The sequence below is a fragment of the Streptosporangium sp. NPDC002721 genome, from assembly GCF_042888905.1.
GTDB lineage: Bacteria > Actinomycetota > Actinomycetes > Streptosporangiales > Streptosporangiaceae > Streptosporangium.
Map to the genome: position 1 here is coordinate 1 of NZ_JBIAQI010000057.1, position 16857 is coordinate 16857.

Annotated in this window: 6 protein-coding genes; all 6 read left to right on the forward strand. The window is 74.7% G+C overall.

Annotated elements, in window-relative coordinates; translation table 11 throughout:
* On the forward strand, positions 1-3913 hold a 3913-nt coding region (locus ACFYWM_RS43040), incomplete at its 5' end, for an SDR family NAD(P)-dependent oxidoreductase (protein ID WP_389927179.1).
* A gap of 297 nt (positions 3914-4210) precedes the next feature.
* Positions 4211-9985 (forward strand): SDR family NAD(P)-dependent oxidoreductase, encoded by a 5775-nt coding sequence (locus ACFYWM_RS43045; RefSeq protein ID WP_389927181.1) that lies wholly within the window; start codon positions 4211-4213, stop codon positions 9983-9985.
* 240 nt (positions 9986-10225) lie between these two features.
* Positions 10226-10825, forward strand: coding sequence for a dTDP-4-dehydrorhamnose 3,5-epimerase (gene rfbC, locus ACFYWM_RS43050; protein WP_389927183.1), 600 nt, complete (start codon positions 10226-10228; stop codon positions 10823-10825).
* Positions 10826-11154: 329 nt separating this feature from the next.
* Positions 11155-13929 carry a BREX system ATP-binding domain-containing protein gene (locus tag ACFYWM_RS43055; RefSeq protein ID WP_389927186.1) on the forward strand — a complete coding sequence of 925 codons (2775 nt, stop codon included), beginning with the start codon at positions 11155-11157 and terminating at the stop codon, positions 13927-13929.
* A 459-nt stretch (positions 13930-14388) separates the two neighbouring features.
* Positions 14389-15063 (forward strand): DUF742 domain-containing protein, encoded by a 675-nt coding sequence (locus tag ACFYWM_RS43060; protein WP_389927188.1) that lies wholly within the window; start codon positions 14389-14391, stop codon positions 15061-15063.
* A 193-nt stretch (positions 15064-15256) separates the two neighbouring features.
* On the forward strand, positions 15257-16702 hold the full coding sequence (locus ACFYWM_RS43065; RefSeq protein ID WP_389927189.1) for an acyl-CoA carboxylase subunit beta: 1446 nt from the start codon (positions 15257-15259) through the stop codon (positions 16700-16702).
* Positions 16703-16857: the final 155 nt, after the last annotated feature.

Consider the following 16857-nt stretch of genomic DNA (forward strand, 5'->3'; position numbering starts at 1 on the left):
CGTTGACTGGGAGACCTTCTTCGCCGACGCGGCGAGCGCGGCCGGGGTGGAGGGGCCGCGCCGGGTGGAGCTGCCCACCTACGCCTTCCAGCACCACCACTACTGGCTGCACGTCCCCTCGTCCGGGGACCCGGAGTCCGTCGGCCTCGGCACCCCCGGCCACCCCCTCCTGGGCGCGGCCGTCGAGCTGCCCGACTCCGGCGGTCACCTGTTCACCGCCCGTCTCTCGGCCCGTACGCACCCGTGGCTCGCCGACCACGCGGTGGGCGAGACGGTGCTGTTCCCCGGCACCGGGCTCGTGGAGCTGGCGATCCGGGCCGGGGACCAGGCGGGCTGCGCCAGGGTCGAGGAGCTCACCCTGGAGGCCCCGCTCGTCCTGACCGGCCAGGGCGGCGTCCAGGTGCAGGTCGTGGTCGGCGCCCCCGACGAGTCCGGGGCCCGCGCGGTCAGCGTCTACGGGCGCGCCGAGGACCTCCCGGCCGACGAGCCGTGGACCCGGCACGCCACCGGCCTCCTCGCCCCCTCCGGGCCCGCCGGTGATCAGGACCTCACCGCGTGGCCGCCGCCCGGTGCCGAGCCGGTGGGGACGGACGGCCTCTACGAACGGCTCGCCGGCCTCGGCCTCAACTACGGCCCGGCCTTCCAGGGCCTCACGGCGGCCTGGACGCGCGGCGACGAGGTGTTCGCCGAGATCGCGCTGCCCGAGGCCGTCGCCACCGACGCCTCCCTGTTCGGCATCCACCCGGCGCTGCTGGACGCCGCGCTGCACGCTCTCGCCCTGAGCGACGCCTCGGCGGAGCACGCCGCGCTGCCGTTCACGTGGTCGGAGGTGGAGCTGCACGCCGCCGGGGCGTCCGGCCTGCGGGTGCGGGTGGTCCCGACGAGCGGCGACTCGCTGCGCCTGGAGGCGGCCGACCAGGCAGGGCGCCCGGTGGTGTCGATCGGCTCGCTCGTGCTGCGCCCGGTCGGTTCCGCCGACCTCGCCGGTGCCCGCCCGGACGCCGGGCGCTCGCTGCACCGGGTGGAGTGGGTTCCGGCCGAGACCGGGACCGTACCGGCCGGGGAGTGGGCGCTGCTCGGCGGCGACGCCTCCGGCGCCGGGGCGGCGCTGCGCGCGGCCGGGACCTCCCTCGCCTCCTACGCCGGGATGGAGGAGCTGGTCGCGGCCCTCGACTCCGGCGCGGCCGTCCCCGACGTGGTCCTCGTGAACATTGAAACCGGCACTCAGACCGATGGCGACGCCGAGGCCGTGGCCGGGATCGTCCGCTCGGCCGTCGGGCGGGCGCTGGACCTGGCGCGGGCGTGGACGGCCGACGACCGCCTCGGCGGCTCCCGGCTGGTCTTCGTGACCCGGGGAGCGGTCTCCGCCGGGTCCGGCGAGACCGCCCGCGACGTCGCCGGGGCCGCCGTGTGGGGCCTGGTCCGCTCGGCCCAGGCGGAGAACCCCGACCGGTTCGTCCTCGCCGACCTGGACGGCCACCCCGCGTCGGCCGGACGGCTCCCCGCCGCGCTCGCCACCGGCGAGCCGCAGGTGACGCTGCGGGAGGGCGGGGCCGTGCTGGCCGCCAGGCTCGTCCGCGCGACCGGCGCCGCGCTGTCGCCGCCCGAGGGCGCCGCCTCCTGGCGGATGGACAGCAGGGACAAGGGCACCCTGGAGAACCTGACGTTCCTGGACGCGCCCGAGGCCGTCGCCCCGCTGGCGCCCGGACAGGTGCGGGTCGCGCTCCGCGCCGCCGGGGTGAACTTCCGGGACGTGCTCAACGCGCTCGGCATGTATCCGGGCGAGGCGGGCGCGATGGGCCTCGAAGGAGCCGGCCGGGTCGTGGAGATCGGCCCAGGCGTCACCGGGTTCGCGGTGGGCGACCGGGTGATGGGCATGTTCGACGGCGGCGCGTTCGGCCCGCTGGCCGTCACCGACCACCGCCAGCTGGTCGCCGTACCCGGCGGCTGGACCTTCGCCCAGGCCGCGTCGACGCCGGTCGCCTTCCTCACCGCGTACTACGCGCTGGTGGACCTGGCGGGGCTGAAGGCGGGCGAGAAGGTGCTGATCCACGCCGCCGCGGGCGGGGTGGGTATGGCCGCCGTGCAGCTCGCCCGGCACTTCGGCGCCGAGGTCTACGGCACCGCGGGAACCGGCAAGTGGGACGTCCTGCGCTCCCTGGGCCTGGACGAGGCGCACATCTCCTCCTCGCGCACCCTGGACTTCGAGGGCGCCTTCCTCGCCTCGACCGGCGGGGGAGGGGTCGACGTGGTGCTCAACTCGCTGGCGGGCGACTTCGTCGACGCCTCGCTGCGGACGCTGCCGCGCGGCGGCCGGTTCGTGGAGATGGGCAAGACCGACCTCCGCACGCCCGAGGCCGTCGCCGCCGCGCACCCCGGTGTCCGCTACCGCGACTTCGACCTCGTCGAGGCCGGGTACGACCGGATCGGGGAGATGCTGCGAGCCCTCCTCGACCTGTTCGAGCGGGGGGCGATCCGGCCGCTGCCGGTGGCCGCCTGGGACATCCGCCGCGCCCCCGAGGCGTTCCGCTTCCTGTCGCAGGCCAGGCACATCGGCAAGATCGCGCTCACCCTGCCCGTTCCGCTCGACCCGGACGGCACCGTGCTGGTGACCGGCGGCACCGGCGGCCTCGGCGGGCTCGTCGCCCGCCACCTGGTGACCGCCCACGGCGCCCGCAACCTCCTGCTGGCCGGACGCGGCGGCCCCGCCGCCGAGGGCGCGGAGCGGCTGCGGGCCGAGCTGACGGCCCTGGGCGCGGACGTGGAGATCGCCGCCTGCGACGTGGCCGACCGGACCGCCCTGGCGAAGCTGCTGGCCGGGGTGCCCGCCGGGCGCCCGCTCACCGCGGTGGTGCACGCCGCGGGCGTCCTGGACGACGGGACGATCGCCTCCCTCACCCCCGACCGGGTGGACAGGGTGCTGCGCCCCAAGGTGGACGCCGCGCTGAACCTGCACGAGCTCACCCGCGACCTCGACCTGTCGTCCTTCGTGCTCTTCTCGTCGGTGGCCGGCACGCTCGGCAGCACCGGGCAGGGCAACTACGCCGCGGCCAACGCGTTCCTGGACGCGCTCGCCGGGCTGCGGCGCGCGCAGGGGCTGCCCGCGCTGTCGCTGGCCTGGGGCCCGTGGTCCCAGGTGGGCGGCATGCTCGGCACCCTCACCGACGCCGACGTCGGCCGGATGGCCCGCGACGGTATCGTGCCGCTGGTACCGGAGGAGGGACTGGCGCTGCTCGACGCGGCCTCCGGCAGGCCGGAGTCCGCGCTGGCGCCGATCCGCCTCGACACCAGGGCGCTGGCGGCGAGGGGCGACCGGCTGCCACCGCTGCTGCGGGGCGTGGTGCGCGCGCCCGCCCGCCGTACCGCGACGGGGGCCTCGGGCGGCCAGGGCGGCGCGGACCTGCTCGCCAGGCTGGCCGCGCTCCCCGCCGCCGACCGCCACCGGATGCTGCTCGACCTGGTACGGGCGGAGGTCGCCGCCGTGCTCGGCCACGCCTCCGCCGACCAGGTGGAGGCCGACCGGGCCTTCGACGAGATGGGCTTCGACTCGCTCACCTCGGTCGAGCTGCGCAACCGGTTGAACGCCGCGACGGGCAGGCGGCTGCCCGCCACGCTGGTGTTCGACTACGCGAACCCCACCGCCCTCGCCGATTACCTGCGCGCGGAGATGGCGCCCGACGAGGCGCCGACCGAGGCGCAGGTCCTGCGGGAACTCGACCGGCTGGGCCGGGTGCTCACCGAGATCACCCCGGACGAGGAGACGCGGTTCACGATCGCCACCCGTCTGGGAGGTCTGCTGGCCCAGTGGCGCGGCGACCGCCCGGAGCCGGACGCGAACGGCGCGGCCGGCGGCGAGGGCGTGGAGTCGGCGAGCGCCGACGAGCTGTTCGCACTGATCGACAAGGGGCTCTGATCCCGGTGTCTCCAGTGCTCCAGGTGTCCCCAGTGCTCCAGGTGTTCTCAGTGCTTCCGGTGCTTCCGGTGCTTCCGGTGCTCCCGGTGTTCCCGGGCGTTCCCGCCGTGACGAACAACGGTCTCTCCGACGAACGGTCTTCGCGCGGCGTTCCCGCCGTGACGAACGGTCCCTCCGACGAACGGTCTCCGCGTGGTGCTCCCGCCGCGATGAACGGTCTCTCCGATGAACGGTCTCTCCGTGCCGAACGCCCCAGCGGTGGGCGCCCGGCTCGACGTGTGGGGAAGGTGACGTGACGTGGCGGACGAGCAGAAGCTCCTCGGCTATCTCCGGCGGGTGACCGCGGACCTCCAGCAGGCCCAGCAGCGGCTGCGCGAGGCGGAGGCCAAGGACCGCGAGCCGATCGCGGTCATCGCGGCGGGATGCCGGTTCCCCGGGGGCGTACGCAGCCCCGAGGACCTGTGGCGGCTCGTCGCGGAGGGCCGCGACGGTGTCTCGGAGTTCCCCGGCGACCGGGGCTGGGACCTGGAGGCCCTGTACGACCCGGAGCTCACCCGGCCCGGGACCAGCTACACCCGCGAGGGCGGTTTCCTCTACGACGCCGGGGACTTCGACGCGGGCTCCTTCGGCATCTCCCCGCGCGAGGCGCTCGCCGCCGACCCGCAGCAGCGGCTGCTGCTTGAGGTGTCGTGGGAGGCCTTCGAGCGGGCCGGCGTCGACCTGGCGTCGCTGAAGGGCAGCCAGACCGGCGTCTTCGTCGGCGCCTTCTCCAGCGGGTACGGCACCGGCCTGGACGCGCTGCCGGAGGGCGTGGAGGGCCACCTGCTGACCGGCAACTCCACCGCCGTGATCTCCGGGCGGGTCGCCTACGTGTTCGGGCTCAAGGGCCCGGCGGTCACCGTCGACACCGCGTGCTCGTCGTCCCTGGTGGCGCTGCACTGGGCGTGCGACTCGCTGCGGCGCGGGGAGAGCACGCTCGCCCTGGCCGGCGGGGTGACCGTGATGGCCACGCCCGAGACCTTCGTGGAGTTCAGCCGCCAGCGGGGCCTCGCGCGGGACGGCCGCTGCAAGGCGTTCTCCGACGACGCCGACGGCACCGGCTGGGGCGAGGGCGCGGGCATGCTGCTGCTGGAGCGGCTCTCCGACGCGCGCCGCAACGGCCACCCGATCCTCGGCGTCATCCGCGGCTCCGCGGTCAACCAGGACGGCGCCAGCAACGGCCTGTCCGCCCCGAACGGGGTGTCCCAGCAGCGGGTCATCCGCCGCGCGCTGGCCAACGCCGGTATCGCCGCGTTCGACGTGGACGCCGTCGAGGCGCACGGCACCGGGACCACCCTCGGCGACCCGATCGAGGCGCAGGCCCTGCTGGCCGCGTACGGCGAGGACCGTCCCGAGGACCGGCCGCTCTGGCTGGGTTCGATCAAGTCGAACATCGGCCACACCCAGGCCGCCGCCGGGGTCGCGGGCGTGATCAAGATGCTGATGGCGTTGCGCGCCGGTGTCCTGCCCGGCACCCTGCACGTGTCCGAGCCCTCCTCCCACGTGGACTGGTCGGCCGGGAACGTCCGGCTGCTGACCGAACCCGTCCAGTGGCCGGACGACGCCGACCGGCCCCGCCGCGCGGGTGTCTCCTCCTTCGGCGTCAGCGGCACCAACGCCCACGTGATCGTCGAGCAGGCCCCCGCGCCAGGAGAGCCAGGAGAGCCCGGCGAGCCCGGGGAGGCCGGCCTCACGGACGTCGCACCGGCGCTCGCGCTGCCGGGGGTCGCGACCGCGTGGACCGTCTCGGCCAAGAGCGGGCCCGTCCTGCGCGCCCAGCTCGACCGGCTCCTAGCCCACGCCGAGGACCACCCGGGCCAGCCCGTCGCCGGCGTCGGTCTCGCCCTCGCCGCCGCGCGTACCGCCTTCCCCCACCGGGCCGTGGTCGTGGGACGCGACCGCGAGGAGTTGCTGGCCGGGGTGCGCGGGCTGGTCGCGGACGACGAGACCGCCGGCGCGGTCACCGGCGTGGCGGCCGGGACACCGGGCAAGACGGTGTTCGTCTTCCCCGGCCAGGGTTCGCAGTGGGCCGGGATGGCCACCGAGCTGCTCGCCGCGTCCCCCGCCTTCGCCGCGCACGTCGCCGACTGCGAGCGGGCGCTGGCGCCGTTCGTGGACTGGTCGCTGTCCGGCGTGCTGCGCGGCGAGCCCGGCTCGCCCGCGCTGGAGCGGGTGGACGTGATCCAGCCGGCGCTGTGGGCGGTCATGGTGTCGCTGGCCCGGCTCTGGAGCGGGTACGGGATCCGCCCCGACGCCGTGATCGGCCACTCCCAGGGCGAGATCGCCGCGGCCACGGTCGCCGGCGCGCTCTCCCTCGACGACGGCGCCCGCGTCGCCGCCCTGCGCAGCCGGGCCATCGGCGACGTGCTCGCGGGGCGCGGCGGCATGGTCTCCGTCGCGCTGCCCGCCGGGGAGCTGGCCGCGCGGCTGGAGCCCTGGCGGGACCGGATCTCCGTCGCGGCGGTGAACGGGGCCCGCTCGGTCGTGGTCTCCGGCGTCCCGGACGCCCTCGACGAGCTGATCGACGAGCTGACCGCGGAGGGCGTACGGGCCAGGAAGGTTCCCGTCGACTACGCCTCCCACTCCGCGCAGGTCGAGGAGCTGCACGAGCGCCTGCTGCGCGACCTCGGGCCGATCGAGCCCCGCGCGGGCGAGGTGCCGATGATCTCCACGGTGACCGGCGACTGGGTCGGCGACACCGCCCTCGACGCCGAGTACTGGTACACCAACCTGCGCCGCACCGTCGGCTTCGACGGCGCCGTCCGCGCGCTCGCCGCGCAGGGGTACGGCGTGTTCGTCGAGACCAGCCCGCACCCGGTGCTCACCATGAGCCTGCAGGAGACCTTCGACGCGCTCGGCCACGACGCCGTCGTCACCGGCACCCTTCGCCGCGACGACGGCGGGCTGCCCAGGCTCCTGGCCTCCGCCGCCGAACTGCACGTCCGGGGCGTCACCGTCGACTGGTCGGGCCTGTATCCCGGGGCCGATCCGGTGGACCTGCCGACCTACGCCTTCCAGCGGCGACGCTACTGGCTGGAGTCCGCGCCGGTCGTGCGGGCCCCGGCCGCCGACCCGGTGGACACCGCCTTCTGGGAGGCGGTCGAGCACGGGAACGCGCTGAGCCTCGCCGACGACCTTCGGATCGCTCCCGGCGTCCTGGACGAGGTGCTGCCCGCGCTGTCCTCCTGGCGGCGGCGCACGCGGGAGCGCGCCACGATCGACTCCTGGCGCTACCGGGTGGCCTGGCGGCCGGTCGGAGACCCGGTGGGCGGCACGCTGACCGGCTCGTGGCTGGTCGCCCTGCCCGCCGACGGCGACCGTGACCCGGTGGACAGGGTCGTCGCGGGACTCGCCCGGCACGGCGCCCGGGTGGTGCCCGTCGAGGTGGCCGGGCAGGACCGCGCCGCGCTCGCCTCCGCGCTGCGCGACCGGCTCGCCGACGAGCCCGTGACCGGCGTGCTCTCCCTGCTGGCGCTGGACGAACGCCCCCACCCGGCGCACCCGGGACTCTCGCACGGCACGGCGGCGACCGTCACGCTCGTCCAGGCCCTGGACGACGCCGGGGTCACCGCCCCGCTGTGGGCCGTGACCGCCGGCGCGGTGGACACCGGCACCCCCGGATCCGAGGGTGCCTCCGCGGCGGAGGCCGGGCGGCCCGGGGACGCGGCCCCGTTCCAGGCGCAGGTCTGGGGGATCGGCACCGTCCTCGCCCTGGATCACCCGGACACCTGGGGCGGCCTCGTCGACCTGCCCCCCGCCCCGGACGAGCGGGCCGTCGACCGCCTCTGCGGCGTGCTGGCCGGGCCGGGCGGGGAGGAGCAGCTCGCGGTCAGGGAGAACGGGATCCTCGCCCGCCGGATGGTACGGGCACCCCTCGGCGAGACCTCCACCGGCCGATCCCCGGCTTTCCCGGCTTCCCCGGCTTCTCAGGACTTCACGGACTTCACTGGTTCCACGGAGCAGTCGGGTTCGTCCGGCTCCCCGGCTTCCGTTGAGGCTTCCGGTGCGGTGGAGCAGTCCCGCGACGCCGGTCCAGGCGGTGTCCGGCGGCTGGGCGGCACCGCGCTCGTCACCGGCGGCACCGGCGGGGTCGGCGCGCACGTGGCCCGCTGGCTGGCGGGCCGGGGCGTCGAGCACCTGGTCCTGACCAGCCGGCGCGGTCGCGCCGCCACGGGCGCGGCCGAGCTGGAGGCCGAGCTCACGGCCCTGGGCGTCACGGTCACGATCGCCGCGTGCGACGTCGCCGACCGCGAGGACCTGCGCCGCCTGCTGGGCTCGCTGCCCGGGCACCACCCGCTCCGCGTGGTGGTCCACGCGGCCGGCGTCGTCCAGGACGGCGCGCCGCTGGCGGGCACCACGGTCGAGGAGTTCGCCGAGGTCGGGCTCGCCAAGGTGGCGGGCGCCCGGCACCTGGACGAGCTGCTGGGCGACCGCCCGCTGGACCTGTTCGCGCTGTTCTCCTCGGGTGCCGCCGTCTGGGGCCAGGGGGGACAGGCGGCGTACGCCGCGGCGAACGCGTTCCTGGACGCGCTCGCCGCCCGGCGCCGCGCGCGGGGACTGGCGGCCACCTGCGTCGCCTGGGGCGCCTGGGGCGGCGGCGGCATGGTGGACGACGAGGTCGGCTCCCGGCTGCGCCGTCTCGGCGTGCGCGCCATGGACCCCTCCGCCGCCACGGCCGCGCTCGGCCAGGCCCTCGACCACGACGAGTCCCACCTGGTGGTGGCCGACATCGACTGGAGCCGGTTCGCCCCCGCGTACACCCTCTCCAGGTCCCGCCCGCTGCTGCGCGCCCTCCCCGAGGTCACCGCGATCCTCGACGGCGGCGGCCGCGACGACGAGGAGGAGGAGAGCGGTGGGGCGCCGTTGACGGCGAGGCTCGCCGGGCTTCCCGAGGAGGAGAGGCTGGACGTGCTGCGCGAGGCGGTGCGGGCGCACGCCGCCAGGGCGCTCGGCCACCCCGGCCCCGAGGCGATCGACGCGCACCAGAACTTCCTGGAGGCGGGCTTCGACTCGCTCACCTCCATGGAGCTGCGCAACGCCCTCGTCAAGGCGACCGGGCTGCGGATGCCCGCGACGGTGGTCTTCGACTATCCCAACCCCTCCGACCTGGCGAAACACCTCCTGGGCGAGCTGGCGGCCCGCCTGGGCGGCGGGGAGGACGGCGCACCGGGCGGGGCCGACCCCTCCGAGACCCCCAGCGCGCTGTTCCACGAGGCCGCGAAGGCGGGCAAGATGCACGAGGCGATGGGCCTCCTGCGGGCGATGGCCGACCTGCGTCCCTCCTTCTCCTCGGTCGAGGAACTCGACGAGGTCCCGCCGCCGGTCAAGCTGGCCTCCGGTCCCGGCGGGCCCGCGCTGTTCTGCTTCAGCACCCCCATGGCGCTGGGCGGGGCGACCCAGTTCGCCCGGCTCGCGGCGAACTTCCGCGGCGTACGGGACCTCTTCGCGCTCACGGTGCCCGGCTTCGCCAAGGAGGAGAGGCTGCCGGGAACGGTCGACGCCGCCGTGCGCGTGTGGGCGGAGTCCGTACGCCGGGCCGCGGGGGACGAGCCGTTCGCGGTCCTCGGCTACTGCGCGGGCGGGATCTTCGCGCACTCCGCCGTCGGCTACCTGGAGAGCATCGGCGTCAACCCGGTGGGACTGATCCTGCTGGACACCTTCATGCCCGACGACAAGGTCATCGACGACATCGGCATGCAGCTGGTGCGGGGCATGTTCGACAGGGAGGCGTCGTTCGGCCCGTTCACCAGCGCGCGGCTGGCGGCGATGGGCCGCTACTACCGGCTGTTCCGCGAGAGCACGGTGGGGGAGGTGCGGGCGCCCATCCTGTTCCTGCACCCGGACACCCCGCTGACCGGCTTCGACGGCGAGGTGCCGGTCACCGACGACTGGCGCGCCACCTGGCACACCGAGCACGTCCTCCGCGAGGTCGAGGGCGACCACTACACCATGCTGGAGGACAGGTCTCCCTCGATGGCCCGCGCCATCGAGGGCTGGCTGGAGTCGCTGGAGTCGCCGCCCGGTGACGGCTGAGGACCGCCCGCCGCCGGTGCCGGACTCATCCCCGGCCCGGCACCGGTGGCGGCGCTCTCGCGAAGGACCACCCGTCCCCTGCCCGTGACCCCTGGCGTCCTTGATGACCAGAAGTGGCCAGCTTGTCCCGGTCATCCGTTCGATCGGCCCCTAATCCATGACAATCGGCTCATCGGCCCTGGAACGGTCCCGGCGAGAGCCGTCACCCGGGAGCGGGAGTGATCTCGGAGGGAGAGGCACATGGGCATGCGTCCGCTCGGTATCGAGGGTGCGTGGGTCTTCGAGCCGAAGGTGTTCGAGGACGAGCGCGGGAGCTTCCACGAGTGGTTCCACGGCGGGGTGTTCGGCGGGGCGACGGGGCAGGGGCTGGCGCTGTCACAGGCGAACCTCTCGGTGTCGCGTCGCGGGACGCTGCGGGGGGTGCACTTCGCGGACGTCCCGCCGGGCCAGGCCAAGTACCTGAAGTGTGTGCGCGGGTCGGTCTTCGACGTGGTGGTCGACCTGCGGGTGGGGTCGCCGACGTTCGGGCGGTGGGAGTCGGTGGTGCTCGACGACGTCGACCACCGCTCGGTGTACGTGTCGGAGGGGCTGGGGCACGGGTTCATGGCGCTGAGCGACGACGCGGTCGTGGTGTACCTGTGCTCCGAGGGATACGCGCCGGGCCGCGAGCACGGGGTCGACCCGCTCGACCCGGAGCTGGGGATCGGGTGGCCCTCGGAGGTGGCGCCGCTGCTGTCGGCCAAGGACGCCGCGGCCCCGGCCCTCGCCGAGGCCCGGCGGCGCGGTCTGCTCCCCGCCTACGAGGAGTGCAACCGGTTCTACGCCAAGCTCCGCGCCTGAGCGCTCCGGATCTGCGCGCTCCGCGCCGTCGCGCGACCCCGTGCCGCGCCGGGATCCGGGTGAACTCCCGGCGAATAGGGCTTTGCCGAACAAGATTCGGGAAGCTAACGTCAAAAGCGCGGCCGGCCCGGATCGGCGAGTGACCGGGCACCCATCCGGAGGTGGCATGTCGATGCCCGAATGGGAGATCTTCTGGATCAAAGACTAGCTCGCCTGCCCATTAGATCTCGGATGAGAGCTGGCGGGAGCCATGTTCGGGTCTCGGCCGGCCGACCCCCGAAGCGCGTTCCCCCGTGCCCATGTGCCACGCGGTGACTTGATGGAGCGGGATGGTGACCATGTCGGGACGGATCTTCCATGGCGAGGCCAGGCCGGTGGGCCGCGAGGCGGAGTTCCGCACGCTGGTGTCCGGGCTGGACGGGGTCGCGGAGAGCGGTGCGTGCCTGATGCTGATGCGGGGGCCCGCCGGGTCGGGCAAGACCGCCCTGCTCGACGCCCTCGAACGGTACGCCCGGCGCGTCGGGGTGGTGATCCTGCGCGGCTCCTGCTCGCCCGCCGGGGCCCGCCTGTCCTGGCGCGCGGCGGAGAGCCTGTTCGGCGAGGCGCCGTTCCACGCGGAGGGGAGCACCGCGCCGCTGTCGCACCGGTTGTTCCGGCGGGTCAGCGAGGCGACCGTGTCGGGACCGGTGGCCGTCATGCTCGACGACACGCAGTGGTGCGACGAGGAGTCGCTGACCTGGCTGGACTTCCTGATGAACCGCGGGCACCACCTCCCGCTGTTCGTCCTGCTCGCCCAGCACCGCTCCGGCCTGACGAGCGGGCGGCGGGCGGTTCCCGGCGTCGTCGCGCGCGGGCACCGCGTGGTCGACCTCGGGCCGCTGTCGGAGGAGGACGCCGGGAAGATGGCCCGGCTGTGCTGGGACGCCGTGCCGAAGGAGCCGTTCGTCCGCTTGTGCGCCAGGGGGTGCCGGGGCAACCTGGCGCTGCTCGCGCGGCTGTTCAGGCGCCTGAGCGAGGAGGGCGTGCCGCCCGACGCCCGGGGCGAGACCAGGGCCGCCGAGCTCGGGGCCGAGCTCTACGCCGGGCACCTGCTGGCGACGCTCGACCGGCAGCCCGCGTACGTGCGCGGGGTCGTGGAGGCCTTCGCGGTGCTGGGGCGCCCCGACGCGGAACTGCTGGGCATGCTGTCCGGGGTCTCCGAGCCGCTGGTGGCCGCCGCGGTCGGCGTCCTGCGCGACGAGGAGATCGTCGGCACCGGCCTGGCCGAGCTGGGCGAGGACGGTGTGCGCGCCGCGGTGCTGGGCGGCATGCCCGCCGCCACGCTCGACCGGTGGCGGGAGCTGGCCGCCAGGCTGCTCAACGACGGAGGCCGGCCCGCCGAGGAGACCAGCGCGCAGCTGGTGCTGCTGCCCGAGCTCCCGGAGACCTGGATGCGGGACGTGCTCAGGGAGGGGGCGCGCCGCGCCGAGCTGAACGGGACGCCGGAGGTGGCGGCGCGCTACCTGGGCCGGCTGGTCGCGGACGACCCCGCCGACGTAGGCACGCGGGCCGAGCTCGCGCGGCTGGTCGGGCACGACGATCCGGCGAGGGCGTACGCGATGCTCCGCGACGGCCTGCGGGAGGCCGCCGACGTGCGGGGGAGGGCGCGCCTGGCGATCCAGCTGGCCAGGGTCGCGCCGCCCCTGGGAAGGGAGCCGGAGGCGGTCGCGGTGCTCAACGCCGTCCTGGCGGAACTCGACGACGCGGCCGGCGAGGACCGCGAGCCGCGCACGCCGGTCGAGTCGGCGCTGTTGCTGATCGGATGGAACCGCAGGTCCACCGCGAAGATGGTCGCCGAGTGGTCGGTGACGTTGCGGACACCGGAGGTGGCCGCCGGGAGCGAGCGCGAGCTGCTCGCCGGGCGATCCCTGATCTTCGCGATGTCCGGCTTCTCGGCCCAGACCTGCGTGCCGCTCGCCAGGCAGGCGCTCAGCGGCCCGGACGAGAACTTCTGGAGCCAGGCGTTCGGCGCCGCCGCGTACGTCCTCTCGCTCGCAGGCGAGGTCGAGGAGGCGGTGCGGGCGATGGGCCGGGTGATCTCGTACGGCGTCGGGAAGGGGGACACCTGGGGCCAGGTGGCGGCCCTGTCCAGGCGGTCGTGGATCCTGGGCGAGGCGGGCGACGTCGACGGGGCGCTGGTGGACGCGGTCAGGGCCGTGAAGCTGGCGGACGAGCGGCCGTGGTCGGGAAGCGTGACGGCGCCGAAGACGACCCTGGCGGTGGTGCTCGCCCGGCGGGGCGACCTCGGCCAGGCCGCCCACGTGCTCGACCAGATGGCCGCGCCGGTCGTGGAGGACTCCCTCCTCGACTACCCGCGGGTGCTGATGACGAGGTCGTACCTGGCGGCGGCGCGAGGCGACCACGCGGGCGCGCTGTCGTCCCTGGCCGACTGCGGCGCGCTGCTCGCCGAGTTCACCATCAGGAACCCGATGTTCGCGCCGTGGTGGCTGGAGGCGGCCTGCCTGCTCGCGGACCTGGGCCGCGGGAGCGAGGCGGGGGAGTTCGCCGAGCACGGCGAGGAACTCGCCGAGGGCTGGGGGAACGCGTCCGGCCGGGGGCTCGCCCTGCTGGCGAGAGGGGCGATCGCCGAGGGACGCGACGGGGTGGAGACGCTCACCGAGGCGGTGGAGACACTGGCGGGGACCCAGGTGCGCTGGTATCTGGTCAGGGCCGAAACCCTGCTCGGCGAGGCGCTGTTACGGGTGGACGACCGCGAGGCGGCGCGCGGGCACTTCCGCCGTGCCGTGCACCTGTCGGTACGGTGCGGATTTCGCGGGCTCGCCGAGAGGGCCCGCGGCCGGCTCGTCGCCGCGGGCGGGCGGATGTACCAGGGAGCGGGCGGAGTCAAGAACGTGCTGACCACGGGGGAGGGACGCGTAGCGGAGCTCGCGGCGGCCGGCGCGACCAACCAGGAGATCGCCCAGAGCCTGCGCATCACGTTGCGCACCGTCGAGAGCCACCTCACCAGCGTCTTTCGCAAGCTGGACGTGAGCGGCCGGGCGGATCTGGGGTGGGCGCTGGAAACGCTGGACAGGGCGGGCCGGGGCAGGCCGGCGGGCGGGTGACGCGCGGGGCGGGCCGTCCCGATCGGTGTGTGATCGGAAGTTGACAGGCCGTGTCAACGCCGGGGCCGTGGACGCGGCTGTCGCCGTCGTACGAAAACGCTTCTCTTCGCCGGGAAATTCGCGGAATCTCGCCAGGGAATTCGCCGAACACTAAGCAAACCCCTAGGAATCGGTGAGGACAATCAGCAGACCCTCGCGGGGGCGGCGAGCGCGACGAGATCGCGGGGTGACGGACAGCGGTGATCCCGGCGACATGATCATTTCCTGCCGTCGCGCGATCTCGATGTCAGATGACCTTTCGAGAGCAGGTGAACCCCGGCGATGTCCAACGGCAGGAGGCGGCGACGGCGATTCGCCGACAAACCGAACTACCCCTCTTCCGCCTTTGGCGGCTGGGGTGACTACAGGACCTGGGCCGAGCACCAGTTCCTGCCCAAACCCGCGCAGGATACGGCTGCCGTGGCTGACGCGACGGACGCGGGAGACGCGGCGGACGACGGCGCGCGGGACGACGAGTCGCGGGATGTCGATGTGTGGGATGCCGGCATGCGGGGTGTCGGGGCGGCCGCCGTCAACGCCGTCAACGCCGGCGACGTCGCCGGGAGAGGCGCGCACGGCGACCCGGAGACGTCGGGTACCGGTGACCGGCACCCCGGGCCCTTTCTGGACGCGGCGCCTCGTACCGGCCCCGCACCGATGACGGACCCGGACCGGGCGGCGCCGCACCCCGAGCCAAACTCCGCACCGCACCCCACGCCACACCTCGCGCCGTACGCGCAACAGGACTCGCGGCCGGTCGGGCCGCGGCCGTACGTGCTCGCGGGGGGCCGTACGGGTGGTGACGGTCTGCCGCGGATGGACGCGCTGATCTCGGTGACCCCGGAGGGCACGCTGAGCGTCGAGAACCCCGCGCTGTCTCCGGAGTACCGCCGGATCTGCGACATGTGCCGGGAGCCGATGGCGGTGGTCGAGATCGCGGGACGCCTCAGGGTGCCCATCGGGGTGGCCATGGTCCTGATCGGTGACGCGATCGGCTGGAACCTGCTCAGGGAGCACACCCCCGCCGAGGTCGACGGTCAGCCGTCGATCGGGGTCATCACGCGCGTGCACGAGGGACTGCTCCGGCTGCGCTGACGCGAGACGCCCGCGGGCCGCCCGGGAAGTCACGGCACGTGGATGGACAGCGAGCACGTGGATGGACAGCGAGCACGTGGGCGGACAGCGAGTGCGGAACAGGTCGTTTTCGGGCGGCCAAGACTAAGGGTTTCACGGGGTCCTCACTGGTTGACTTGCGGCTCGGAGAATGGGCGATTCGCAGAGGTGGGCGATGACACTTCCCTCAGTGGCCGTGGTGGACCGGGACGAGCCGTCCCTCGACCATCGCGACCCGACGGTCCGGATGTCACGGCTCTCGGACCCGGGCTCGCTTGAGATCATCCACCGGCGCGAGGGCGTGGGGGTGGTGGTGGCCTACGGGCGGGTCGACGGTGTGCGGGTGGTGATGTACTGCACCGACGCCACGCTGAAGGGCGGTGCGATCGGGGTCGACGAGTGCCCGCTGATCGCCGGTGCCATCGACCTCGCGGTGCGCGAGCGGTGCCCGGTGATCGGCGTGTGGCACTCCGGCGGCGCGAAGCTCCACGAGGGCGTGGCGGCGATGCACGAGATCGGGGAGATGTTCGCCGCGATGGTCCGCGCCTCGGGCGAGGTCCCGCAGGTGTCCGTCGTGCTCGGCCCCGCGGCGGGCGGCGCGGCCTACGGCCCGGCGCTGACCGACATCGTGATCATGTCCGACGCCGCCCGCGTCTTCGTCACCGGCCCGGACGTCGTCCGGTCGGTCACCGGCGAGCAGATCGACATGGAGAGCCTCGGCGGGCCGGACGCGCACAGCCGCAAGTCCGGGGTGGCCCACATCGGCACGGGTTCCGAGGAGGAGGCCTTCGCCCGCGCCCGCCAGGTCGTCACGCTGCTGGCGAAGCCGGGGTTCGTCGACGTGGACGCGGTGCGCGGGGACAGCCCGCTGCGCCACCTGCTCCCCGACTCGCCCCGGCGCGCGTACGACGTGCGCCCGCTGGTCAGGGCGATCCTGGACAGGGAGGACGAGGACGGCGGGGAGCCGGGGTTCGTCGAGCTGCAGCCGCGGTGGGCGCCGAACATGGTGACCGGGTTCGGCCGGCTCGCCGGGCGGACGGTCGGGGTGATCGCGAACAATCCGCTGCGCAAGGGCGGCTGCCTCGACTCGCTGTCCTCGGACAAGACATCCAGGTTCGTCCGTATGTGCGACTCGTTCGGCGTGCCCCTGCTCGTGCTCGTCGACGTCCCCGGCTACCTGCCCGGCGTCGGGCAGGAGTGGGAGGGGGTGGTCCGCCGGGGGGCGAAGCTGCTGCACGCGTTCGCCGAGGCGAGCGTTCCGCGGGTCACGCTGGTCACGCGCAAGTCCTACGGCGGCGCCTACATCGCGATGAACTCCCGCTCTCTCGGCGCCACCGCCGTGTTCGCCTGGCCGGAGGCCGAGGTGGCGATCATGGGCGCGAAGGCGGCGGTGGAGATCCTGCACCGCAAGAAGCTCGCCGCCGTGGCGCCGGAGGGGCGCGAGGCACTGCTGTCCGGCCTGGCCGCGGAGCACGAGAGGATCGCGGGCGGCGTGGCCAGGGCGGTGAGCATCGGCGTCGTGGACGAGGTGATCGACCCGGCGCACACCCGTACGCGGCTCGCCGAGGCGCTGGCCGCCGCTCCGGTGCGCAGGGGCCGCCACACCAACATCCCCCTGTAGAGCGTGAGGCCGCCGGGCGCCTCGCCGTACTGATCCGGTGTGGGGCCGCCCGGTGCCGTCGTGCCCCGCCACCTGCTTGTCCCCGGGAGCCATCCGCTTCCCGGGGGCGTTTTCCCGGCGCATTCGATCGCCGGTCGGAGAGGTGGTCAGGCCGC

Bases quoted from the DNA above. Each gene is read 5' to 3' on its own strand.
- rfbC (WP_389927183.1), top strand. From the start codon at position 10,226: ATGGGCATGCGTCCGCTCGGTATCGAGGGTGCGTGGGTCTTCGAGCCG.
- ACFYWM_RS43055 (WP_389927186.1), top strand. From the start codon at position 11,155: ATGGTGACCATGTCGGGACGGATCTTCCATGGCGAGGCCAGGCCGGTG.
- ACFYWM_RS43065 (WP_389927189.1), top strand. From the start codon at position 15,257: ATGACACTTCCCTCAGTGGCCGTGGTGGACCGGGACGAGCCGTCCCTC.